The organism is Proteus sp. fly-1089 (genome assembly GCF_040138965.1).
GTDB lineage: Bacteria > Pseudomonadota > Gammaproteobacteria > Enterobacterales > Enterobacteriaceae > Proteus > Proteus vulgaris_B.
In genome coordinates this window covers 289,354-314,524 of record NZ_JBEETS010000002.1, presented here as the reverse complement: position 1 = coordinate 314,524, position 25,171 = coordinate 289,354, and the positions used below count along the sequence as shown (strand labels likewise).

The 25,171-nt window shown below is 37.1% G+C and carries 24 protein-coding genes and 1 pseudogene; 10 read left to right on the top strand and 15 right to left on the bottom strand.

Annotated features, from left to right (window positions below; translation table 11 throughout):
* Window positions 1-36: 36 nt before the first annotated feature.
* From ABN080_RS07955 to ABN080_RS07920, 8 genes and pseudogenes are all read right to left on the bottom strand, one after another.
* The gene (locus tag ABN080_RS07955) at window positions 37-666 is read right to left on the bottom strand and encodes a ferredoxin-like protein (protein WP_072069415.1); all 630 of its coding nucleotides are present in this window, start codon (window positions 664-666) and stop codon (window positions 37-39) included.
* 952 nt (window positions 667-1,618) lie between these two features.
* Window positions 1,619-2,134 (bottom strand): hypothetical protein, encoded by a 516-nt coding sequence (locus ABN080_RS07950; RefSeq protein ID WP_349440784.1) that lies wholly within the window; start codon window positions 2,132-2,134, stop codon window positions 1,619-1,621.
* Window positions 2,135-2,300: 166 nt separating this feature from the next.
* Entirely contained in the window at window positions 2,301-2,756 is a 456-nt protein-coding gene (afaD, locus tag ABN080_RS07945) for an AfaD family invasin (protein WP_349440783.1), read from the bottom strand.
* A 17-nt stretch (window positions 2,757-2,773) separates the two neighbouring features.
* On the bottom strand, window positions 2,774-5,209 hold the full coding sequence (locus ABN080_RS07940; protein WP_349440782.1) for a fimbria/pilus outer membrane usher protein: 2,436 nt from the start codon (window positions 5,207-5,209) through the stop codon (window positions 2,774-2,776).
* 31 nt (window positions 5,210-5,240) lie between these two features.
* Entirely contained in the window at window positions 5,241-6,005 is a 765-nt protein-coding gene (locus ABN080_RS07935; protein WP_349440781.1) for a fimbria/pilus periplasmic chaperone, read from the bottom strand.
* Window positions 6,006-6,063: 58 nt separating this feature from the next.
* Window positions 6,064-6,210 (bottom strand): annotated as a pseudogene (locus ABN080_RS07930) (helix-turn-helix domain-containing protein); the annotation flags it as partial.
* A gap of 684 nt (window positions 6,211-6,894) precedes the next feature.
* Window positions 6,895-7,497, bottom strand: a complete 603-nt coding sequence (locus ABN080_RS07925) for a peroxiredoxin C (protein ID WP_072069413.1) — start codon at window positions 7,495-7,497, stop codon at window positions 6,895-6,897.
* Between the two features lie 601 nt (window positions 7,498-8,098).
* The gene (locus ABN080_RS07920) at window positions 8,099-8,686 is read right to left on the bottom strand and encodes an acyl carrier protein phosphodiesterase (RefSeq protein WP_349440780.1); all 588 of its coding nucleotides are present in this window, start codon (window positions 8,684-8,686) and stop codon (window positions 8,099-8,101) included.
* 107 nt (window positions 8,687-8,793) lie between these two features.
* Between ABN080_RS07920 and queA the strand changes: the two genes are divergently transcribed.
* From queA to thiL, 10 genes are all read left to right on the top strand, one after another.
* The gene (gene queA / locus ABN080_RS07915; protein ID WP_349440779.1) at window positions 8,794-9,867 is read left to right on the top strand and encodes a tRNA preQ1(34) S-adenosylmethionine ribosyltransferase-isomerase QueA; all 1,074 of its coding nucleotides are present in this window, start codon (window positions 8,794-8,796) and stop codon (window positions 9,865-9,867) included.
* 183 nt (window positions 9,868-10,050) lie between these two features.
* The gene (tgt, locus tag ABN080_RS07910) at window positions 10,051-11,193 is read left to right on the top strand and encodes a tRNA guanosine(34) transglycosylase Tgt (protein ID WP_072069411.1); all 1,143 of its coding nucleotides are present in this window, start codon (window positions 10,051-10,053) and stop codon (window positions 11,191-11,193) included.
* A gap of 85 nt (window positions 11,194-11,278) precedes the next feature.
* Entirely contained in the window at window positions 11,279-11,614 is a 336-nt protein-coding gene (gene yajC, locus ABN080_RS07905; protein ID WP_006535133.1) for a preprotein translocase subunit YajC, read from the top strand.
* A gap of 32 nt (window positions 11,615-11,646) precedes the next feature.
* A complete protein-coding gene (secD, locus tag ABN080_RS07900; protein WP_349440778.1) occupies window positions 11,647-13,494 on the top strand; it encodes a protein translocase subunit SecD in 1,848 nt (615 codons plus the stop codon).
* A gap of 10 nt (window positions 13,495-13,504) precedes the next feature.
* Window positions 13,505-14,473 carry a protein translocase subunit SecF gene (secF, locus tag ABN080_RS07895; protein WP_072069410.1) on the top strand — a complete coding sequence of 323 codons (969 nt, stop codon included), beginning with the start codon at window positions 13,505-13,507 and terminating at the stop codon, window positions 14,471-14,473.
* Window positions 14,474-14,589: 116 nt separating this feature from the next.
* Window positions 14,590-15,039 (top strand): transcriptional regulator NrdR, encoded by a 450-nt coding sequence (gene nrdR, locus ABN080_RS07890; RefSeq protein ID WP_006535128.1) that lies wholly within the window; start codon window positions 14,590-14,592, stop codon window positions 15,037-15,039.
* A 70-nt stretch (window positions 15,040-15,109) separates the two neighbouring features.
* Complete coding sequence (gene ribD / locus ABN080_RS07885; RefSeq protein WP_349440777.1) at window positions 15,110-16,264, top strand: bifunctional diaminohydroxyphosphoribosylaminopyrimidine deaminase/5-amino-6-(5-phosphoribosylamino)uracil reductase RibD; 1,155 nt, start codon at window positions 15,110-15,112, stop codon at window positions 16,262-16,264.
* A gap of 212 nt (window positions 16,265-16,476) precedes the next feature.
* The gene (ribH, locus tag ABN080_RS07880) at window positions 16,477-16,947 is read left to right on the top strand and encodes a 6,7-dimethyl-8-ribityllumazine synthase (RefSeq protein WP_036932916.1); all 471 of its coding nucleotides are present in this window, start codon (window positions 16,477-16,479) and stop codon (window positions 16,945-16,947) included.
* A gap of 28 nt (window positions 16,948-16,975) precedes the next feature.
* Window positions 16,976-17,392 carry a transcription antitermination factor NusB gene (gene nusB, locus ABN080_RS07875; protein ID WP_072069408.1) on the top strand — a complete coding sequence of 139 codons (417 nt, stop codon included), beginning with the start codon at window positions 16,976-16,978 and terminating at the stop codon, window positions 17,390-17,392.
* Between the two features lie 103 nt (window positions 17,393-17,495).
* Entirely contained in the window at window positions 17,496-18,479 is a 984-nt protein-coding gene (gene thiL, locus ABN080_RS07870) for a thiamine-phosphate kinase (RefSeq protein WP_349440776.1), read from the top strand.
* Window positions 18,480-18,574: 95 nt separating this feature from the next.
* On the opposite strand, the gene ABN080_RS07865 is transcribed toward thiL, so the two are convergent.
* The 7 genes from ABN080_RS07865 to rbsD form a co-directional block, all read right to left on the bottom strand.
* Window positions 18,575-18,910 (bottom strand): zinc ribbon domain-containing protein YjdM, encoded by a 336-nt coding sequence (locus ABN080_RS07865; protein WP_196553538.1) that lies wholly within the window; start codon window positions 18,908-18,910, stop codon window positions 18,575-18,577.
* Between the two features lie 383 nt (window positions 18,911-19,293).
* Window positions 19,294-20,304 carry a ribose operon transcriptional repressor RbsR gene (gene rbsR, locus ABN080_RS07860; protein WP_371032640.1) on the bottom strand — a complete coding sequence of 337 codons (1,011 nt, stop codon included), beginning with the start codon at window positions 20,302-20,304 and terminating at the stop codon, window positions 19,294-19,296.
* A 4-nt stretch (window positions 20,305-20,308) separates the two neighbouring features.
* A complete protein-coding gene (gene rbsK, locus ABN080_RS07855) occupies window positions 20,309-21,235 on the bottom strand; it encodes a ribokinase (protein ID WP_349440775.1) in 927 nt (308 codons plus the stop codon).
* Window positions 21,236-21,311: 76 nt separating this feature from the next.
* Window positions 21,312-22,202 carry a ribose ABC transporter substrate-binding protein RbsB gene (gene rbsB / locus ABN080_RS07850; protein WP_196553540.1) on the bottom strand — a complete coding sequence of 297 codons (891 nt, stop codon included), beginning with the start codon at window positions 22,200-22,202 and terminating at the stop codon, window positions 21,312-21,314.
* 42 nt (window positions 22,203-22,244) lie between these two features.
* The gene (gene rbsC / locus ABN080_RS07845; protein WP_349440774.1) at window positions 22,245-23,210 is read right to left on the bottom strand and encodes a ribose ABC transporter permease; all 966 of its coding nucleotides are present in this window, start codon (window positions 23,208-23,210) and stop codon (window positions 22,245-22,247) included.
* Between the two features lies 1 nt (window position 23,211).
* Window positions 23,212-24,720, bottom strand: coding sequence for a ribose ABC transporter ATP-binding protein RbsA (gene rbsA / locus ABN080_RS07840; protein WP_072069400.1), 1,509 nt, complete (start codon window positions 24,718-24,720; stop codon window positions 23,212-23,214).
* A gap of 7 nt (window positions 24,721-24,727) precedes the next feature.
* Complete coding sequence (rbsD, locus tag ABN080_RS07835) at window positions 24,728-25,147, bottom strand: D-ribose pyranase (RefSeq protein WP_349440773.1); 420 nt, start codon at window positions 25,145-25,147, stop codon at window positions 24,728-24,730.
* Window positions 25,148-25,171: the final 24 nt, after the last annotated feature.

Sequence of the window (25,171 nt, the reverse complement as noted above, 5' to 3'; positions counted from 1 at the left end):
TAAATGTGGTTCAGTGATGTGATTGTATGGATTTTATTAAACAGTAATTTCTTTCCATTCAATGATTTGCAACGCGCCTGTTGGGCACGCTGATGCACACTCACCACATAAATTACATTTGCCGGATTTTTTAGTTTGTGGATTGACAGTAGCCATCATCCACGGGCAAGCCGTTGTACAGGCCGCACAACCAATACAGCGGCGTGTATCTACGACAATACAGCCAAACTCTTCTTGATAACGGATAGCTTTTACAGGACAAACCTTCATACATTCTGGATCTTTACATTGACGACAAGTATCCGTTGTAAAGTTTAAATCACCATAAAGTCCACCACCGGAGCCAATACCTTTATCACCAAAATAGAAATGGCGATGAATTTTTGTTCGAGAGAAGAAAGAACCAACACTTCCATCGTTCCATGTTGTACATGCTGTTTCACAACGGTGACAGCCAGTACAGCGTGCTCGATTAGTGACTAAAACGCCTTTAGGTGTTGTGGTTAATTGAATGATGCCGCTGTCTATTTCTTCTTGCTTACAACCTAAAAGAGAAAGCAATGCGGGTGCTATAGTGATCCCTGCAAGCCCTTTACCGGATATTCGCAGAAACTCTAGTCTTGATAGTCCAATATTTAATATTGGACGATGATGTGTATCAGACATTAATATTTATCTCCGCTTAACTAATTTAATAAGAAATAAGTTGTGATGATAAATTATTTATCCGCTTGCCTTACCGTTATATAAAAAATATAATAACGAGGTCGTTAAGGGATATATTATAAATTTCAACTATTTTTATGATAAAAATACATTGTGATGAAATGTTAAATATTTGTGTTTACAATGTGTTATCTCCACTTTTTGCGTATTTTTATTATCCTCTCTGATAGTGTGGGTATTAATAAATTAATACTGTGACTGCTATCATAGAAATAAAAATAGCGCATGCTATTAATCTAATTTAATTAAATGATTATTATTTTTATCTGTAATTAAGAAGGAGAATAAATACCATTTATATATATTCTATTATTGAAATTGAATTAAAGGTGGATTGCTCTTATATTCTATCTAATATTATTACATTAATAATAAATTGATATTTGATGTTAATTATTTATTTAACCAAAAATTGATATTGATTATTATTAATAGAATGATATATGAATAAATTGTAAAACCATGACTAGATCATTTTTTATTCTATCGCTTTAGCTTTATAACCCACGGCAATCCGGCAATATCTTATTTTTATAAAATATCACCTTCCTACTTGTGATTAGGACGCTAAATATAGTGAAGAGATAATCATATTATGCAGCGTTTCAACCATTGGCTTATAGGCGGTAGAAAGTGAATTTTAAAAAAGACAGTGAGTAATAGCTGATAGGTTCTTATTAGCCGAAATGAGAAAAAAACAATACGTTATAATTAGTTAAAAATAACAATTTAGTAATAATAAATATAAGAATGCATAACAAGTGAAGTGAATTTTTTGATGTGATAATTAAAAATAAGGAACAAGGAATAAGGAATAAGAAGAGTATTATCGATATACGTAGACATATGGAAACATAGCCACCCGCATAGCGGGTGGTTATGACCTTTCACATTATTGTGTGATTTCTAACGCATCAATAGAAGCGGTATAAATATCAGCAGCTACTGTCTGCTCACCATTTGTTTGTAATTTATAACCATTTTGACCTTTTAATAATGCAAGCCAAGTAGCACCATCAATAACTGCTCCGGTAAAGGATGTGCCAACTACAGGTTGAATAGATAACGTCAACTTATTATTTGTATTTTTACCAACAATAGTTGCAACGTTACCTAAAACTGGCTCGATATCTTCAGCGGTATTAGGTGTAAAACGAAGAGAAACATTGTTGTTTTCTAGATCTGTGCCAGTAACAGAGCCATTAGCAACAGTTGTTTTATCTGCAACTTTACCCGCAACAAGATCTTTTACTGGTGTTAATGTGTGAGTAATGCTACTTGTTGAGCCAAAAGTGATATCAGCAGTTGCCGTTTTGATATCGGAAACAGCTGTCGCTGCATTAGCTGAACCACAGATAACTGCTAAAGTTGATGCTAATACGATATTTTTTAATGTTAATGTTTTCAATTTAAATTCTCCAATAATTAATATATTTAATAGTCGTTATTATAAATAACCAACCTTATTACTTACTATTTTCATAGCTTGTTATTATTTAAAAAAATAGCCTATACTTGTTATTTAAATAAATAATAAGGTTAACTCTTTAACTAAAGGTAGTGATTTTTTATTATTAATTAATAATATATGCACCATTTAATGAAATGCTGTATTTATCTGGTTTTATATATTGTTCTCCATCTAAAACTATTTGAAAGTAAGCATCTTTATCATTAGTAACTAAAATAAAATTACTATCCTTATCTAATATCCAGTTATTACCTGATATTTTTATATTGATTGTGTTATTGATATTTGTTTTTCCTGTAATAATAAAGTTTTTTCCTATAATTGAAGATTTTTTTTGGGTTGGACTAATAAAAAAACCTTTATGTTCATCTGGATGTGATAATTTACCATAACCAATAACAGTTCCGTCAGAATAATGTCCTGCTAAGTATTTGTTATTAATGCTAATGTCAAAATTTAATTGCTGTGCATAACTATAAAAAGATGTTAAATACAATCCTAATAAAATAGGTATATTTTTTTTAAAGATTGACGTTTTATTCTTTTTTAATAAACTCATTTTTAGTCTCACGATTGTTATTGACAAGCTAATGTTAAAAAGTAAATTCCATTTTTATTTTCTTTATTTTTTAAGTCATAATTTATTTTGCATTGATCTTTACTTGAATATAAAACTAGAGTTCCTTTTTCAGGTAATCCTGATAAATAGACTTGAGAGTTATCATTTACAACCCCCATGATGTTGGTATTACTTTCAAGTTTGACAATTGAACCGAAACTAATTTTGTTATTCTCACGTGTATTTATATCTATTAAGGCACGTTCACCTACTCTAGTAGTAAATTGAGTATTAATAATCGCTCCCTTTGTTGGAATAACTTTCATGTCTGTTTGTGCTAGATCTACATTATCAGGTAATGTTGTCGGATCGATGGAGACAACATTAACGTGATAAGGTGTTAAATTAGATAAAACAGCATTTCCTTTAAAATCGGTACGTAAACCAGGATAACTATTAATCTGACTACCTGTAACATATGGAGCATCTATTAATGCAGCCGTATTACCAATTGTTTGGCTAAAAGTCACATTATTTTCAGAAGCAATAAAGCCACCAGAAATAGCTGCGCCTTTTTGTGTTACATTTTTATTATAGTTATAATTGCCTGATATTTTTCCATAAGTGCCAGTCCAACCTAATCCTAGTGAGCTTGCATTTGACTCACTATCGGAATCGATATTTTGGCTAATATTCCAATTTAATTGGCGATCATACGCTAAACCTGTTAAATCAATAAGATTACTATCTGAGCCATTTTTATTTGATATTGTTTGATATCTTAATGTTGTATCCGTATTTGTTAATTTCTCCAGAGGGATACTTAATTGTAAATTAAAAATATTATCTGATTCTTTTTTATTATTGCGTGTTGTACTCGTTTTTACTAAACCCAGAGAAAGAGACGCGTATTTCCATCCATACCAATAGCTAGCAGAATAACTGGTTTCATCTCTATTATTATAAAATTTTCGCTTACTACCTGATAAAGTGAAGTTTCCTAAATCTTTAAAACTTTGTATTAAAGAAAGTGTTGTGTAGTTTTTTGTTTGATATGTCGTATAATTATCATCTTGATAAGTATCAAGTACATTACTAATATCGTTAAATCCTGGTGATGCATATTGATAACTTGATAACGCGATCATTGTATTGGTTGTTAATAGCGCTTTACTATATTGCAATCGCCAAGCAGCCCCAGACTCAGTGTTTTGATTCTTTTTCTGTGAATGACTCACGATCGCGTCAATAGAGACAGCACCGATACTACCAAGATCACTCCCAACACCTAAAGCTACAGATTGATAATTTTTAGCACCTTGAAAACCCCCTAAAATAGTCATATTCCATGGTAAACCGTAGATTGCACTTCCTTGTACTATAGCTGCTTTATCAATACTGCTATTTGTTGGACGATACTCTCCTAGCATTGTATGGTAATTTAAATACCCTTCTTTTACCGCGATAGCGGGTTTATTAAATGGCACTGTAAAATATTGCTCACTTCCATCTGACTCATAAACAGTGACTTCTAAAATTCCGTTAGAACTTGTTGTCAAAAAGTCGCTTAATTCAAAGGGACCTGCAGCAACAGAGGTTTTATAAACAGTAAAATTATTTTGTTTTACTTCAACAATAGCTTGTGTACGAGCTATCCCTCTTATTGTTGGCGAGAATCGACGTTGTATACTCGCTATCATACTGTCATCCTTTGCCAGCATGACGCCACGAAAAGGAACACTATTAAATATTTCACTTGGTGTGCTGCTATCACCTAATGTAACTCTGCTATTTATGCTATTAATTGCTCTTTCAGCATAGTTATATACATTTTCCCATTTACCACTATTGCTCTTATTTTTATTCCAATTTGTTTGATTATAAAATCGCCAAGCACCTAAATTAACTCTTGGGGAGAGTTGAATATAAGATGAATCATTATTATAACTATTTCCAGATATGTTATTTATCATTGCGTTATAATTTAAAATAAGAGCATTAATACCATTATTCCATAAGCTTTTTGATGCAATAGAACCCTTTTCTTTATTATCAAGATATATCTGCGGTATAGAAATATTTAATTTTTGTTCACTAAAAACAATATTGGTTATAATATAAGGTATTTTTGATAGATCAGCACAATTTGTTTTTGATATTCCTAGTTTTTTTATATTAATACCATAAGCTTCTAGTTGTTCTGATGATAAGCAAGGTATTAAATTATTGTTTATATTCTTTAGTTCAATTTCTTTTATATCGACAATTTTATTATTTAGATAAATATCGAGCAAGTAATTTCCTGGCTCTTTTATATCATTTTCAATAGTATCTAAATCAATGCTATTAATTGAGTTATTGAAAAAATTCTTATCAAAAGTATAGCTACCAGAATAAGATGAAACTGAATAGCTTAAAGATATTATTAATAATGTTAACTGATTGACTCTCACAGAAAACCTCTATTATCTGTTAGTTAATAGACTATCTAATAGATCGAGTATATTTTTCTGTTATGCCACCAAAATCAGTGATGACACTCCATTTAATATTATAAATATTACTCTTATTTATAATTTCATATTCATTAGAACCAAATGGAGGAATATATCCAGCATAATGGACTTGTCTATCATTGATATAGATTGAATCAAAATTAATATAATAAGGTGAAGGATTTATTACTTCTATTTTATTATTTATTACTTTCCATTGTAAATCATTGGCAAAATTCTCAGATGCCTTTTTTAAAGAAGGTGGACGTGTTAACAATTTAATACAATTCGTCACACTGACTTGAAAATTAATATTTGCTTTATCTAGCGTTTCTTTAGTTTTATCATCAACCCAAACGTCAGCTTCTTTTGGGGGAACACCAAGTACACATAACCAATTTAATGTTTCAATTTTTTCAGATTTATTGTAATCAGTGTCAATAATACGTATTCTACTTTGTTGATTTGCGTCTAACTTTACTAATGGTGGTGTTAAAATAAAATTATTATCTTTTTTTCCTCTATTTTCATCTAAAACATAAACTTGAGCTAGGATTGGATAATCTTGTTCATTATAAATTGTAAAAGAAGTTCCTTTTTTATCTTCACTGTTATAGATAACACGCGAAGCACCTAATTTTAAGCGAAACTCTTTTTTGTTAAAATTCACGCCATTATTTATTTCTTCTGAAACAGCATTAATAGAAATAAGTGATAGCATAAACAATAACGAAAGTTTTGTTTTTATATTCATTTTAAAATCTTCTTAATTTTTTAGGTGATAAATTATTTTTTTATAATGCTACTTTTTATTAAAAAATAACATTTTTTATAAGCCATTTTTTTATCTCCTCGAATATTTCTAAGTTGTCTATTTCTAATGTGGAAGAGAAATTCAATATATGTTCTAAAGTAAAAGATGTTTTACCATTTTCATATCGAGATATTTGTTGTTGGCTTAAGTTGAGTAATTTTCCTAATTCTTTACCGGATAGGTTTTTTAATTTTCTTTTTTTTTTATGAACCCGCCAACAAACAAATTTAAATTGTTTTTAGTATTTAAAGTATTCATTTTAATTGCCTTAAGTTAAATATTTTTATCTGGAGCCAAGACTATATTTATTCAAACCTGTTGTAAAAGTGTTTTAAACGATCGATTGTTATTTGTTTGATAGGTTGTGCCTATCACAATGCACTTTATTGATCGATTTTACCACTCTAAATGGTTTTATTTTTCCGATAAATTCATTGTTTATATTTAACTTATTGTTTTATATTGAAAATCATATCAATGATAAACAAAGTGATTATTTTTAATATTAATTATCACCGGCATAGTTCAACTAAAGTAATAATCCCAAAAATTAGTAAGAATATAATAATAGTTGTAACAAAATGTTTCTAATAATTAAATTTTTCATAAAGAATAGAAATTAAGTCATATTATCATTTTTTATTTTACGTCATTATATGACGAGTCTTTAATGTGAGTTTTAATTTAAAGAGTGAAAAATGAGACCAATAATAGATTTTTTCAAAAAGAGAGGAGAATAATAAGAGGAGATTTTCTTTTGCTATCTGTTATAGACAGATAAAGCCTCCAAAGAGGCTTTATCTTTTTAGAAAGTAACTTAATTACTGTATTACAGTTTACCGGAGTTCGCTTTTAGGTATTTAGCAACGCCGTCTGGAGATGCGCCCATACCTTCTTGACCTTTTTCCCACTGAGCAGGGCAAACTTCGCCGTGTTCTTCGTGGAATTGCAGTGCATCAACCATACGGATCATTTCATCGATATTACGACCTAATGGCAGATCGTTAACGACTTGATGGCGAACAACACCTTCTTTGTCGATCAGGAATGAACCACGTAATGCAACGCCCGCTTCTGGGTGTTCGATGCCGTAAGCTTTGATGATGTCGTGTTTGATATCAGCAACCATTGGATATTTAACTTCACCAATACCACCGTCATCAATAGGGGTTTTACGCCATGCGTTATGAACGAATTCTGAGTCCATAGAAACACCGATGATTTCGACACCGCGCTTTTTGAACTCTTCAAAACGGTGATCAAATGCAATCAGCTCTGAAGGGCAAACAAAAGTAAAATCCATTGGCCAGAAGAAAATAACGGCAGGTTTGCCTTTGATAAATGAATGCAGGTTGAAATCGTTAACAATTTCGCCATTACCTAAAACGGCAGCCGCTGTGAAATCAGGGGCTTTGCGAGTAACCAGAACCATAATGTACTCCTGTAAATTGAAAGAGTTTATACTCGTCATATTTCAAGTTGTAGCGTTGTTGACTGCGTTCATTCACACTAGTCACATACTTTTGTATGCTCCTAGCGACTCATTCACTTGTCGCCTAGCTACACCTCGAACTATTTAGAGTAAATTCAGAGTGTATACCCTGTTTATATTCGTCATATTTCAAGTTGTAGCGTTGTTGACTGTTTTCACTCGCACTAGTCACATACTTTTGCATGCGCCTAGAGACTCGTTCACTTGTCGCCTAGCTACACCTCGAACTATTTAGAATAAATTCAGAGTGCATACTCTGCTTTTAAATGATGCTTATAGCATAAATAATCAATCGCTATCGATAAAGTCAAACAGAACAATCTATTTGATAGATTATAGCTATTAACTTAATACAACAAAGTAGGATTATTTATGACTCCTTGTATAACCATTCATTCTAATCAACTTTGAAAATGAATACTATGCTTGTTAACAAATCGTTACGAATAATATGATAAATTGACTTAGCATCTCTTTGATATATCAAATGTAATCCTACGATGTGACAAAAAGATGAAATTCAATATAGCGGTTAAATGTATCAGTTATCCAGTTGATGATGCTGTGCTCTTTCTAGCAATTGTGGATAAAATTGCCAGAAAATCTCACTTAATTCATCATAATGGGTTTCAAGTGCAATATAAGAACCGGCTAGTGCACTTAATCGTGGTCTTCTTCTTGCCATTCCTTTCAATGTTTGAGCAATATACGTTTTATCAGCGTAACGAATTAACCAAGATTGTGACCACAAATATTCGTTGAGTTCTTGAAATTTTTCAGGTGTTTGCCATAAATCTGGCTCAATAATGTTTCGTGATTTAGTAACAAATTCAGTTAAAGACATGTCTGGTTCGAATTGAGACCAATTTAAGGAGAGAAAATGATCCCAAAAGACATCTAAGGTTATAGGAGCGACTCGACGATATTCAGCAGGAAATAACAGACGTGCTTGTTTAACTAACGGGTGAGTGTCAGTGAGCATATCGATGCGTCTATGCATACGAATGCCCTCAATAACAGCTTGGCTGTAATCAGAGCTAGGCGTGCCTTTGACGTAATCTGCCATCATATTACCTAATAAAGAGCTTTTTGCTCTAAAGGCCAGATGTAGGTGAGCGAGATAATTCATTGCATCATCATAGCGCTTTTTGAATAAAAAAGGGCTTCTTTGTTGCACTGATAAGCAGGCAGCACTAGACTAGTCCGCCTGTTTTTTATGAAAGTAGTCGTTTAATTATGCGTGTATCAGACTTTACATTTGAATTGCCAGAAGCCTTGATTGCTCACTACCCACAACCTCAACGCAGTGGTTGTCGTTTGCTCTCTTTAGACGGTGAGACTGGTGCTTTATCACATGGTATTTTTACCGATGTGTTAGATAAAATAAATGCCGGTGATCTGCTGGTTTTTAATAATACTCGCGTGATCCCTGCGCGTATTTATGGACGTAAAGCGTCAGGCGGTAAAATCGAAGTGTTAGTTGAGCGTATGCTCGATGAGCATCGTGTACTTGCCCATGTTAGAGCCTCTAAATCGCCGAAAGAAGGCGCTGCTCTTGTGTTAGGCGAGGATGAAAGTGTACAAGCAACTATGGTTGCGCGTCATGATACGCTTTTTGAAATTCGCTTTGATGATGAAAGAGATATTCTCACCATCCTAAATAGCATTGGGCATATGCCTTTACCTCCTTATATAGATCGTCCTGATGAAGAATCAGATAAAGAGCTTTATCAAACAGTTTATAACGAGCGTCCGGGTGCCGTCGCGGCTCCTACTGCGGGGTTACACTTTGATGAACCATTACTTCAAGCCTTAAAAGAAAAAGGGGTTGAGATGGCATTTGTGACACTGCATGTTGGCGCGGGAACTTTCCAACCTGTACGTGTTGATAATATTGAAGAACACACAATGCATTCTGAATACGCAGAAGTGCCACAAGACGTGGTTGATGCTGTATTAGCGTGTAAAGCACGCGGTAATCGCGTAATTGCTGTAGGTACAACTTCTGTTCGCTCATTAGAAAGTGCAGCAAAAGCAACAAACGATGCGTTAATTGCTCCTTTCTTTGATGATACTCAAATCTTTATTTATCCAGGTTACCAATACCAAGTTATTGATGCGTTGATAACTAATTTCCATTTACCAGAATCAACATTAATCATGCTGGTTTCTGCTTTTGCTGGGTATAAAAATACCATGAAGGCTTATAAAGAAGCTGTTGAGCAAGAGTATCGTTTTTTCAGCTATGGTGATGCGATGTTTATTACGCATAATCCTTTAGCTATCAATGAAAAAGTCGGACAAGAATAAAGATTTATTATTCTTTTTAACGATTTTCTTCATTTTATGAAGTGTTATTTCAATTTTATGGCTTAATCCCTTCGACTAAGCATGGGTTTTTGTTGAAGTAACATATACAGCCGTCTAACAAATGATTAGAATGTGCTGTTTTTTATTACGCATTGGACTGTTTTTCTGATGCTTGGAGGATGAGTGAAATACGAACTAGATAAAACCGACGGTAATGCTCGTCGTGGTCGCCTTATTTTTGAACGTGGTATTGTTGAAACACCTGCATTTATGCCCGTGGGTACTTACGGTACTGTAAAAGGAATGACACCTGAAGAAGTAAAAGCGACAGGCGCACAAATTCTTTTAGGTAATACCTTCCACTTATGGTTACGCCCAGGACAAGAAATCATGAAATTACATGGTGATTTACATGATTTTATGCAATGGCAAGGCCCTATCTTAACGGATTCAGGTGGTTTCCAAGTCTTTAGTTTAGGCGCAATGCGTAAAATTAAAGAAGAAGGTGTTCACTTTCGTAACCCTATTAACGGCGAAAAGATTTTCTTAAGCCCAGAAAAATCAATGGAAATCCAATACGATTTGGGTTCTGACATTGTGATGATTTTTGATGAATGTACGCCTTATCCTTCAGATTGGGATTACGCAAAAAATTCAATGGAAATGTCATTACGTTGGGCCAAACGTAGTCGTGAACGCTTTGATGAACTCAATAACAAAAATTCATTATTCGGTATTATTCAAGGCGGTGTTTACGAAGATTTACGTGATATCTCCGTAAAAGGGCTAGTCGAGATTGGATTTGACGGTTACGCTGTCGGTGGCCTTGCAGTCGGTGAACCTAAAGAAGATATGCATCGTATTTTAGAGCATGTTTGCCCTCAAATTCCAGCGAATAAACCGCGTTATTTAATGGGTGTTGGTAAACCAGAAGATTTAGTTGAAGGTGTGCGTCGCGGTATTGATATGTTTGACTGCGTTATGCCGACACGAAATGCACGAAATGGTCATCTGTTTGTCACTGATGGTGTAATTAAAATTCGTAATGCAAAACATCGTTCAGATACATCAACATTAGATGAACATTGTGACTGCTATACCTGTAAAAATTATAGTCGTGCCTATTTGCATCATCTTGATCGTTGTAACGAAATTTTAGGTGCAAGACTGAACACTATCCACAATTTGCGTTATTATCAGCGTTTGATGGCTGAAATTCGTCAGTCTATTGAAGACTCGCGTTTTGAAGAGTTTGTACACGAATTCTACGAACGTATTGGAAAACCCGTACCACCGCTAAACGGCAGTGCGAGTAAATGTGATTAATGTATACGAGAAAGCCCAATTCTGTGTATGATATTGGGCTTATAACTTGAATATCGTCGATATCGACAACAATGAGGAAAAGTGAATGAGTTTTTTCATTTCTGATGCTGTTGCTTCTGCTGGACAAGCAGCACCTGAAGCTAGCTTTATGTCTATTTTACCGATGTTAGTGATCTTTATTCTGATTTTCTATTTTATGATCCTACGTCCACAGCAAAAACGTACTAAAGAACATCGTAAACTGATGGATTCTATCGGTAAAGGTGATGAAGTTTTAACAACGGGTGGTTTAATCGGTCGTGTTGTTAAGGTTTCAGATAACGGCTATATCGTTGTTGCTCTGAATGAAACAACTGAAGTAACTATCAAACGTGACTTTGTTGCCGCTGTATTACCTAAAGGCACAATGAAAGCTATTTAATTACATTTCCCCAAAGGGAAAAGGGAACTGCCGTGCTAAACCGTTATCCTTTGTGGAAGTACCTGATGTTGATAGCCGCTATCCTCATCGGTCTGCTTTACGCACTTCCTAACCTATATGGTGAGGATCCGGCTGTTCAAATCACTGGCGCGCGGGGAACCGCCGCCAATGAGCAAACACTGGATCAAGTTCGATCTTTATTAGATAAAGAAAACATTGAAGCGAAATCTATTGCACTTGAAAATGGTGCAATCTTGGCTCGTTTCGGTAACCCTGACGTTCAATTACGCGCTCGTGAAGTGTTGTTGCCTGCATTAGGCGACCAGTTCATTGTTGCGCTTAACCTTGCACCGGCAACACCAAAGTGGCTAGAAGCCATTGGCGGTGAACCGATGAAACTAGGGTTAGACTTACGTGGTGGTGTTCACTTCCTAATGGAAGTTGATATGGAAACTGCGCTAGGTAAACTTCAAGAACAAAATGTTGAAAGTCTGCGTACATTATTACGTGACGAAGGCATTCCGTATTCTTCTATCCGTAAAACGGATAACTATGGTGTTGAAATCCGTTTTCGTAACTCGGATGATCGCTCGAAAGCTTCAGATTACCTGACTCGCCGTAACCAAGATCTCATTTTTAGAGACGGTGCTAATAACTCATTAAGAGCTATTTTTACTGATGAACGTTTACGTGATGCGCGTACTTATGCGGTACAGCAAAACATTACAATCTTACGTAATCGTGTTAACCAGTTAGGGGTTGCTGAGCCATTAGTTCAACGCCAAGGCGCTGACCGAATTGTTGTTGAATTGCCGGGTATCCAAGATACCGCACGTGCTAAAGAAATTTTAGGTGCGACAGCAACATTAGAATTCCGTTTAGTGAATACCAGTGTTGATCCTTCTGCTTTAGAAACAGGCCGTATTCCTGGTGATTCAGAAGTGAAATACACCCGTGATGGCATGCCAACCATTCTTTATAAACGCGTTATTCTAACGGGTGACCACATTACTGACTCAACCTCTCAGGCTGATGAATATGGTCAACCTCAAGTGAATATTTCACTTGATAGCGCCGGTGGTTCTATCATGTCTAACTTTACGAAAGATAATGTCGGTAAGCCGATGGCTACTCTTTTCGTAGAGTATAAAGACAGCGGTAAACGTGATGAGAACGATCGCGCAGTATTGGTGAAAAGCGAAGAAGTTATCAACGTTGCGAACATTCAAAGTCGTTTAGGAAATAGCTTCCGTATTACAGGTATTTCGAATGCGAATGAAGCACGTCAGTTATCACTGTTATTACGTGCTGGTGCGTTGATTGCACCTATTCAAATCGTTGAAGAAAGAACGATTGGACCAACTTTGGGTCTGCAAAATATTACCCAAGGTTTAGAGGCGTGTTTATGGGGTCTAATTGCATCTGTTGCCTTTATGATAATTTATTATCGTAAATTTGGTGTGATTGCGAGTACGGCATTAATGGCAAACTTGGTGTTAATCGTTGGGGTAATGTCACTATTACCGGGCGCAACACTCACCATGCCAGGTATTGCGGGTATCGTATTAACACTTGCTGTCGCCGTCGATGCCAACGTACTGATAAACGAACGTATCAAAGAAGAGTTACGTAATGGTCGATCAGTACAACAAGCAATCCATGAAGGTTATAAAGGCGCCTTCTCCAGTATTATTGATGCGAACTTAACCACACTGATCACAGCGGTGATCCTTTATGCAGTCGGTACCGGCTCAATTAAAGGCTTTGCTATCACCACCGCTATCGGGGTTGCAACCTCCATGTTTACCGCTATCGTCGGTACTCGTGCGATTGTAAACCTGCTGTATGGTGGTAAACGCGTTAAGAAACTGTCTATTTAAGGAGCACGTTGTGGCACAGGATTATACTGTTGAACAATTAAACCATGGTCGTAGAGTCATTGACTTTATGCGTTGGGACAACGTCGCCTTTAGTATTTCGTTTCTGCTTTTGGTAGCGTCAATAGCTATCATTTCCGTGAAAGGATTTAACTGGGGATTGGATTTTACAGGGGGAACGGTAATTGAGATCAATCTCAGTCAACCAGCTGACCTTGATAAAATGCGTGATAGCCTAGATGCAGCAGGCTTCAAAGATCCTCTGTTACAAAACTTTGGTAGCAGTCGCGATATTATGGTGCGTATGCCTCCTGTTGAAGGACAGGCAGGCCAAGAATTAGGTAAGAAAGTTATTGATGTTATCAATGCTAAAGTTGATAACGATGCAGTGGTAAAACGTATTGAATTTGTTGGGCCAAGTGTGGGTAGTGAATTGGCTCAAACAGGTGCAATGGCGTTATTATCAGCACTTATCTGTATTCTTATCTATGTTGGATTCCGTTTTGAATGGCGTTTGGCGTTAGGTGCGGTTATTGCACTTGCGCATGACGTGGTTATTACGCTGGGTGTGCTTTCACTGTTCCACATAGAGGTTGATTTAACCATTGTGGCATCATTGATGTCTGTTATCGGTTACTCACTGAACGATAGTATTGTTGTATCAGACCGTATTCGTGAGAATTTCCGTAAAATTCGTCGAGGGACTTCATATGAAATTATGAACGTTTCTCTGACACAGACATTAAGCCGTACCATTATGACATCAGCAACGACATTATTGGTTGTATTAATGCTGTATATCTTTGGTGGTTCAATGCTTCAAGGCTTCTCTTTAGTTATGTTAATCGGTGTTTCTATCGGTACTATTTCTTCTATTTATGTGGCTTCTGCATTAGCACTGAAAATGGGAATGAAACGTGAACACTTGATTGTACAAAAAGTGGAAAAAGAGGGTGCAGATCAGACAACACTCTTACCATAGTAGAGCGTTTTTCTGATAAAACATCGCAAACACCCTGCCAGTGTATACTGACAGGGTGTTTTTTGTTCACTGAACAGGTACACTGTTTATGAGTATTATCAAAAGTAGGAATAACTATGCATTGCCCATTTTGTGGAGCCGTAGATACCAAGGTAATTGATTCCAGACTTGTTGGTGATGGTTCACAAGTGCGCCGTCGTCGCCAATGTCTTGTTTGTCATGAACGTTTTACTACCTTTGAAGTAGCAGAGTTAGTGATGCCTCGTGTTGTGAAAAGTGACGAAATACGAGAGCCTTTTGATGAAGAAAAACTTCGTCGGGGCATGCTTAAAGCATTAGAAAAGCGTCCTGTTAGTTCGGATGATGTCGAAGCTGCGATTAGCCATATCAAATCACAATTAAGAGCAACTGGTGAAAGAGAAATACCTTCAAAAGAAATTGGCAATTTTGTAATGGAACAACTAAAGAAACTCGATAAAGTGGCTTATATTCGCTTTGCTTCTGTTTATCGTAGTTTTGAGGATATTCGTGATTTTGGTGAAGAAATCGCAAAATTACAGGATTAATACATTAATACTGTGTTTTATTTAATGATTTGAAAAATAACGATAAATAATAAAATTAAACGTAATAATTATGACAAATAACAACAGCGACAACCAATACGAAAATGAAAGCCTGAACGATGAATACTACATGCGTCGAGCTATTGAGCTTGCCGCACTAGGCCGCTTTACAACATCTCCTAATCCGAATGTAGGCTGTGTGATTGTTAAAGAAGGCGACATTGTTGGTGAAGGTTATCATCATCATGCTGGTGGCCCACATGCAGAAGTTAATGCGTTGAAAATGGCAGGTGATAAAGCAAAAGGGGCGACAGCTTATGTTACGCTTGAGCCTTGTAGCCATTTCGGTAAAACACCACCTTGCGCTGATGCTTTGATTAATGCAGGGGTAAAACGTGTTGTTGCTGCTATGCAAGATCCTAATCCTCAAGTCGCCGGACGAGGATTACACAAATTATTATCTGCGGGCATCGATGTTTCACATGGTGTATTAATGCAAGAAGCCGAGAAACTCAACGTTGGCTTTTTTAAACGTATGAGAACTGGCTTTCCATACATCCAACTAAAATTAGCAGCTTCTTTAGATGGTAAAACAGCATTAGCATCAGGCGAAAGCCAATGGATAACCTCTAAAGCATCCCGTCGAGACGTACAAAATTTCAGAGCCCAAGCAAGTGCTATTTTAACTACTAGTGAGACAGTATTAGCAGATGATCCTTCCATGAATGTGCGTTGGGATGAGCTTTCAGATGAAATTAAAGCTATTTATCCTAAAGAAACACTACGTCAACCTATTCGTATTATCACTGATAGCCAAAATCGGGTTACTGAAAATCATAAAATCACACAAATTGAAGGCGAATGCTGGTTAGCACGCACGAAATCACAGTCAAGTGATTGGCAAGGTAATATTTCAGAAATCCTATTACCAACGAATGGTAAAAACAGTGGCGTAGATTTAGTGTTGCTAATGATGCAATTAGGGCGACGTAATATTAACAGTGTATGGGTTGAAAGTGGGGCACATTTTGCAGGAGCCTTATTGGAAGCCGGACTTGTTGATGAACTTATTATTTATATCGCACCTAAAATTTTAGGGAATGATGCTCGAGGTTTATTTGCACTATCTCCCCTTTCATCATTATCTGAAGTACCTGAATTTACAGTAGATTCTCTTCAACAAATTGGTTCTGATATCAGAGTTTGTTTAAAACCTCGTTATTAATAGACGCAAATAAGTGTGTCTACGGCGCTATTTGTAGTAAAATAGCGCCGTGTGTGTTATTTCCTGTCGTTACGACATCGTTATCAGCCAACTAAATGCCTTGATTTATCAAGGGTTTTTGGCTCCTTTGCTGTGTGATAATAAAACAGAGCGCAGTAAGGGAAAGAATATGATAAAATCCGCGCCCCGCGGATAGGAGAAAAAGGTAACCTATGAACGTAATCAAAGGTGTTGTCGCGGCGCCAAACGCACGCGTAGCAATTGCAATTGCCCGTTTTAATAATTTCATCAACGACAGCTTATTAGAAGGTGCGGTTGATGCATTAGAACGTATTGGACAAGTTTCCTCTGAAAATATTACCGTCGTTTGGGTTCCTGGTGCTTACGAGCTACCGTTAACAGTTAAAGCATTAGCTGAAAGCGACAAATATGATGCAGTTATCGCGTTAGGTACTGTTATCCGTGGTGGAACCGCACATTTTGAATACGTTGCTGGCGAATGTAGCTCTGGTTTATCTCAAGTTGCAATGCAAAGTGAGATCCCTGTGACTTTTGGTGTTTTAACCACTGAAAATATTGAGCAGGCTATTGAACGCGCTGGAACCAAAGCGGGCAACAAAGGTGCTGAAGCTGCAATGACAGCACTTGAAATGATCAATGTACTTAAAGCCATAAAAGGCTAATCATCTGTTTTAACTAAAGGGGAATTTTGTGAAACCTGCTGCTCGTCGTCGTGCTCGTGAGTGTGCTGTTCAGGCTATCTACTCATGGCAATTATCCGGAAATGACATCGCGGATGTGGAATTGGAGTTTTTATCCGAGCAGGATACCCAAGGTGTAGATATTGCTTATTTTCGTGAGCTTTTAGTGGGTGTTGCCATTAATGCAGCACGTTTAGATAAGGCAATGGAGCCTTATTTATCCCGCCAACTTGAAGAGCTTGGTCAAGTTGAAAAAGCAATTTTACGTTTAGCAATGTTTGAACTAAGCTTCCGCGAAGATGTTCCTTACAAAGTTGCGATTAACGAAGCGATTGAACTTGCTAAGGTATTTGGTGCTGACGATAGCCATAAATTTGTTAATGGCGTGCTTGATAAAGCGGCACCAACAGTACGACGTAAAAAATAACGTTTTTCACGTTTCCTCTATGGTAAATAATTTAAGGCCGGTATTTCCGGCCTTTTGTTTAATAAAACGAGTTTAGTCGGCACAGCTAAATAGGAAATTGATAATGCCTTGTGGTGAATTCTCCCTTATCAAACAATATTTCACTTCACAGCCTGTAAAACGCAAAGATGTTAGTACAGGAATTGGGGATGACTGCGCAATATTGACAGTACCTGAAAAGCAGCAAGTTGCGATTAGCACCGATACTTTAGTTAGTGGCATTCATTTTCTTCCTTCTATCTCACCTGAAGACTTAGCCTATAAAGCGCTGGCTGTAAATATTAGTGACTTAGCTGCCGTGGGGGCTGACCCTTCATGGGCATCACTTGCTTTAACACTTCCTGAGACAAATTGTGATTGGCTTGAAGCCTTTAGCCGTTCTTTCTTTGCTTTAGCCGATTATTACGCTATTCAGTTAATTGGTGGTGATACAACGCGTGGCCCTTTAAGTTTAACAATCACAATCCAAGGACTGGTTCCACAAGGAACGGCATTATTGCGTTCTGGTGCTAAAATTGGTGACTGGATTTATGTTACTGGCTTTTTAGGCGATAGTGCAGCGGGACTTGCTGTACTACAAAATAGATTACAGCCAACGAAAAAAGAGCACAGCGATTATTTTGTCACTAGACATTTGCGCCCTCAACCACGTTTATTACAAGGTCAGGCATTACGTCATTTAGCAACCTCAGCAATTGATATTTCTGATGGGTTGATTTCAGACTTGGGTCATATTCTCAAGGCAAGTGGTTGTGGTGCGCGCTTAAATTTAGATGCTCTACCGTACTCTGATGCAATGAAAGAAGCTGTCAGTCCAGAGCAAGCGGAAATTTGGGCATTAAGTGGTGGTGAAGATTATGAATTATGTTTTACTGTACCTGAAATTAATCGAGGCGCACTTGAAATCGCGTTAGCACATACTGGTGCTGATTTTCATTGCATAGGGCAAATTATGCCGATTGCTGAAGGTATTCGTTATTTACGTGATGGTAAAGATGTCCACCCTAATCTGAAAGGGTTTGATCATTTTAGTGAGAGTAATGAGTAATCTTACCTCAATTAAAAAGGCGCTTTATTAGCGCCTTTGATGATTTTTATAATTTCTAAATCTATGTTTAAAGAGATTATTAATAATCTATTATCTTAGTTCTTTTTCACAAATTCAGACTTCAATTTCATTGGCCCAAAACCATCAATTTTACAATCAATATTATGGTCGCCTTCTACTAAACGGATACCTTTTACTTTAGTACCGATTTTTAGCATGGTTGAGCTACCTTTGACTTTCAGATCTTTAATCACGGTCACTGAATCGCCATCAGCTAATAAATTTCCGTTAGCATCTTTAACTACTAACTCATCGTTATCAACGACAGGTTCAGCATCGTTCCATTCGTGTGCACATTCAGGGCAAACATACATTGCACCATCTTCATAGGTGTATTCTGAATTGCACTTAGGACAAGAAGGTAATGACATAATAATACTCTCAAATTTTATCAAAATGGGAAGTGATTAATCGTCAAAATGAGGATAACACTTGCCCCATAAATTAAAGGACACATTATCGTTTAAGCATGAAAATTTTAAAGTAATGCCCTCAATGATCCGGCATCAGATAATGCGAAAGGGCGATAGTATAATGGATTTAATGAAAATTTGCATCTTTCACAGGTTATGGCGTAAAAATGAGAAAAAGTAGAACAAATATAGAGAGTTAAATGGAAAATAAGGATAGATAAAGGTAGTTTTAAATACCTCCTAATTTAATGATATTAAAGTAATAATTTTATAAATATAACTAAAAATAAATGCCCCCATCTTAAAAGAGAGCATCATCAATAATAGTGTTAATCTTCTTATTATTGTTTTACAAAATGACTCACTGAGCCACGCTCTATAAGTTTGGGTGTAAGCACCAGAACATTGTCATCAGCATCGATATTTTCCATACGATGTAATAATTGGCTGACAGCAAGTTTACCCAATTCATCTTTAGGTTGGTGAATGGTAGAAAGAGGAGGGATCATATAAGAGGCCAGGTCGATATCGTCATAACCCATGACTGAAATATCATCAGGTACACGCAAACCTTTTTGATAAATAGCTTGATAAGCACCAACAGCCATTGCGTCATTACAGGTGAAAACTGCTTGTGGTAAGACAGAATGTGAGAGTAATTCTTGCATTGCGCTAAATCCACCCGCAAATTCAAAATCACTGGTTAACACAAACTCCTCCCGAATAGTGAGTCCTGCTTTTTGCATCGCATTGTAATAGCCTTGCAAACGATGTTTTGCTGGGAGTTTATCTTGTGGGCCTGCAATACAGGCAATTTCAGTAAAGCCTTTTTCAATCAGATAATTGGTGGCGATTTCTCCCCCAAGTAGGGAGTTATCTTGAATAATATCTCCACCGTATTCGAACGGAGACCAATCCATCATGACCATAGGTAAGCGAGGATAACGATTGAGTACTTCATGAGAGGGCGCTCTGGCTTCTGTTGACATCAATAATAAACCATCAACACGTTTTTGTAGCAACGTTTCAAGGCTACTATCCATGCGCTCGTAATCCCCTTCGGTATTACATAAAATTAGGCTATAGCCTTTTTCGTAGCAACTGCGTTCAACACCACGCACAACTTCTGCATAGAAAGGGTTGCTACTAGCTGTCACTAACATACCAATAGTGTGAGTACAGTTCATTTTTAAACTGCGTGCTAAAGCTGAAGGCGCGTAATTTAAGGTTTCGATAGCATCGTTAACCTTTTTACGAATGCCTTCACTGACATAACGATTGTTATTGATAACGTGAGAGACTGTTGATGTTGAAACGCCCGCTAAACGGGCGACATCTTTCATTGTTGCCAAAGTACTATGCTCGCTCTGCTAAAAATGATTCGATTTCATGACGCCAAGGAACTGAAGATTGCGCACCATGACGTGTAACTGCAATGGCAGCTGCTGCATGGGCAAAACGAATAGCCTCAACAGAAGGTTTGCCTTCTAATATTGCTGTGACAAATGCACCGTTAAATGTATCACCTGCGGCAATGGTATCAACAGCTTCGACACGAAATCCAGGAATTATCATGCCTTTTCCTTGTTCACTAAACCAGACGCCACGGCTACCCAATGTAATCAGTACTTGTTTGATACCTTTGTGATGTAAAATATCGGCTGCTTTAGCCACACCTGCTTCATCATGCACAGAAATACCTGTTAATATTTCGGCTTCTGTCTCATTTGGGGTGATAACATCAATAAAACTCAGAAATTCATCAGATAAAGGTTGAGCTGGAGCAGGGTTTAAAATAACTTTTGTATGATGTGATTTTGCCAGTTTAGCTGCTTCAAATACGGTATCTAACGGTGATTCTAACTGCATTAATAAGGCATCGGCGTGTTCAATAACATGATGATATTGCTCAAGATGTATAGGAGTTAGTGCGCCATTAGCACCTGCAATGATGCTAATTACGTTTTCGCCTTGCTCATTAACAAGGATCATTGCAACACCAGTTGGTGTTTGCGGAATAATACTAATTGCATCGATATGAATATTATCTGTTTTAAGTTGTGAAATTATCTCACTACCAATCGCATCATCACCAACACAAGCAATAAAGGTAATATCAGCACCACTACGACCACAAGCAACCGCTTGATTTGCACCTTTACCACCAAAGGCTATTTTGTATTGATGACCAATAATGGTTTCACCAGGTTTTGGAAATTGTGAAATATTCATAATGTGGTCAACATTAATGCTACCTAGAACAGCAAGGCGAGGTGTTGTCATAGCCTTTTATCCTTGTGAAAACATGTTTTAATGATCAAAGCCACCACGGAGCAATATCACTCCGTGGCATTTGTTGTTATTTTTTAATAACTAACTCAAGTTCGACTGGAATTGTTGCATCCACTTTTTCGCCTTTGAGAATTTTATCAGCGGTTTGAATGCCGATGATACCAATTTGATCCGGGCGTTGAGCGATGGTTGCACCTAACATGCCACGGTTTACCGCTTTGATACCATCGTCTGTGCCATCGAAACCAATCACTAATACATCGGTACGACCCGCAGTTTGCAATGCACGTAATGCACCTAATGCCATTTCATCATTTTGTGCGAAAACAGCTTGAACAGCAGGGTAAGCAGTTAATAGGTTTTGCATTACGTTAAGACCTTTAGTACGGTCAAAATCAGCGGGTTGGCTTGCAAGTACATTTAATTTATGGGCATCAACAGCTTGTTTAAATCCTTCACCACGTTCACGAGATGCAGAAGTTCCGGTGATCCCTTCTAGTTGAATGACTTTGGCATCATTAGCTACTTTTTCGGCAATATAATCACCTGCCATTTTACCGCCAAGGCGATTATCAGAAGCAACATGGCTGACAACATCACCTTTATTTGCAACACGGTCTAACGTGATAACTGGGATCTTAGCTTTATTCGCTAAAATAACTGCATTACCTACAGCATCTGAGTCTGTTGGGTTAATGAGCATTAAGCGTGTGCCTTTTACGGTTAAATCTTGCACGTTAGCAAGCTCTTTAGCTGGGTTATCCATCGAGTCAAGTACAACTAAATCGTAACCTAAACGATTTGCTTCTTTCTGTGCACTGTCTTTCATGGTAACAAAGAATGGATTATTGAGTGTAGAGATAACAAGGGCGATAGATTCTTTTGCAAACGCGTTAGCACTGAGCGTGGCACTTAACGCAACAACAGAAAGAAGTGTCGCCATTTTTTTGAGTTTCATAATATAAGTTCCTGTCGGGGTTCGGATTAAGAGAATAGAGAGTTATTTTTTGTTATCTACCAAAACAGCAAGTAAGATGACCACCGCTTTTACTATCATTTGATAGTTTGATGATATTCCTAATAAATTTAGTGCGTTATTTAAGAAGCCTAGAATAAGTGCACCAATTAATGTACCGATAATTCGTCCTTTACCACCTGCAAGGCTGGTACCACCCAGAACAACCGCAGCAATGGCATCTAACTCATAACCATTACCTGCCATCGGTTGTGCTGATGAAAGGCGAGCAACTTCAATTACGCTAGCAAGGGCAGCTAATAAACCACAAAGTGCATAAACAATAATTTTTATTTTATCGACGCTAATACCGGATAGACGTGTTGCCGACTCATTTCCCCCAAGCGCATAAATATAACGACCTAAACGGGTATGATGTAATAAATACCATGCACTCAAAAAGACAATCATCATGAGCCAGATTGGAGTTGGAATACCAAATGGACGACCAATACCAAACCAGCTAAAGAGATCAGCATTATCGCTAAATCCAGTATTAATTGGACTGCCGTCGGTATAAACACGGGTAACACCGCGCAGTAATAACATCATGACTAACGTAGCAATAAAGGCTTGAACTTTACCTTTTGCTACGATAATGCCTGTTACACCACCAATAGCTGCACCAAGTGCTAATGCACCGAAAACCGCAACAAGGGCATTAACATCAGCGCCAACCATAGATGCTGCGACAGCGCCAGTTAACGCAAGTAATGAACCCACGGATAAGTCGATACCAGAGGTTAAAATAACAAGGGTCATACCAACCGCCATTATGGCGTTAACGGATGTTTGTTGGAGAATGTTGAAGATATTATTTAAGGTAAAGAAATTAGGGCTGAGTGTGGAAACGACAACAATCAGAAGTAGTAATGCTATCAGTGATTTTTGCTCTAATAGCCATGCTTTTGAGAACCAACGTTTTGACGCTGGAATTGAATTTGTGCTCATATCAAACTCCTACCTTAGCGTCATATTGTTTACCAACAGCGGCCGCCATTAGCATTTCTTGTGTGACATTGTGAGCTGAAAACTCACCGCTAATACGCCCTTCATGCATCACCAAAATACGGTCACTCATTCCCATTACCTCAGGCATTTCAGAAGAAATTAAGATGATGCTTAATCCTTCTTGTTTAAATTTATTAATTAGTTGATAAATTTCTTTTTTAGCACCAACGTCTACACCACGAGTGGGTTCATCAAGAATAAGCACTTTAGGGCGAGTCATTAGGCCTCTTGCGATAGCCACTTTTTGTTGATTTCCCCCAGATAAAAAACCAATTGTTTGATCCATTGAGGGGGTTTTTATATTGAACAATTTAATAAAATCACCGACAGTAAGTTGCTCTTCTTTATGATTGAGCACTCCCATGCCACGACTAAAATAACGAAGTGCGGTCAGTGACATATTTTCTTTTACTGACATACCTAGCACTAAGCCATCTCGTTTTCTGTCTTCAGATATATAAACAATGCCTTGTTCCAATCCTTCAACCGGCTTTTTGATTTGGCAGAGTTTTCCATCGAGCTCTACGGTGCCATTGGTTTTGGGTAATGCGCCGTAGATAATTTTCATTAATTCTGTACGACCAGCCCCCATTAAACCTGAGATACCGAGAATTTCACTTTCATGTAATGAGAAACTGACATCGTGAACATCTTCACCACTAAGGTTAATGACATTGAGTTTGGTTTTGCCTTGGGGAATGTTGATACGAGGATATTGGTCTTCTAACTTACGGCCAACCATCATTTCAATAAGCGTATCTTCTTGTAATGCGCTAACGGGTTTTTCACCAATAAACTGACCATCTCGCAGTACAGTGACATCATCACAAATCTCAAAGATCTCTTTTAAACGATGTGAGATATAAACAATGCCACAACCTTGGTCTCTTAGTTCACGAATAACACTAAACAGGGATTCAGTTTCTGTATCGGTTAATGCATCTGTAGGTTCGTCCATAATAATGACTTTAGAACCAAAACTGAGAACTTTGGCGATTTCTACCATTTGCTGATCACCAATCGATAATTCAGATACTAAACGGTGACTGCTATAAGCGAGGTTTAATCGAGCTAATAACTTATCAGCCTCAGCATACATTTTCTTCCAGTCGATAGCCCCAAATGCACGTGTGAACTCACGGCCTAAGAAGATATTTTCTGCAATGGTTAATTCTGGGATAAGGTTAAGCTCTTGGTGAATAATGCCTATTCCTGCTTCTTGTGATGATTTAGGACCATTGAAGGAGCAATGCTCACCTTGATAAATAACTTCGCCTGCATCTTTTTTATAAATACCAGTAAGCACTTTCATCAGTGTTGATTTGCCCGCACCGTTTTCACCCACTAAGGCCATCACTCGACCGGGATAAATTCGCAAAGTAGCGCCTGATAGTGCTTTTACACCAGGGAATGACTTATCAATATCTTTAAGCTCAAGTAAAGGTTTCATATTGTCCTCAGAAAGTCACACCAGAAAACAACACAATATTGGCATAAGGTGTACATTCACCTGTTCTAATAACAGCTTTATTTTCAGTAAGTTGTCTTTTGAATGCTTCATGTGAAACATACGTTATTTGAATGGGTTTCTTCTGTTCTTGCTCTAATAAATTAAGATAAGAGACTATCTCCTTAAAAAGGATGGGATTAATGGTCTTAATTTCTTCCGCCAGCATGACTGCTTCAACTTGCATCTCATGAGTGATTGTTTGCAATACTGACATAAAGTCAGGAATACCCTGTGTTAGAGCAAGATCAATACGTTCAACAGAAGAGGGAATGGGTAATCCGGCATCTGCAATAGTGATTTTATCGGTGTGTCCTAAACGTGAAATTACGCTAGAAATAGGACTATTTAGTAATACGCCTTTTTTCATATTCCCTCCTCAGCGAAACGTTTC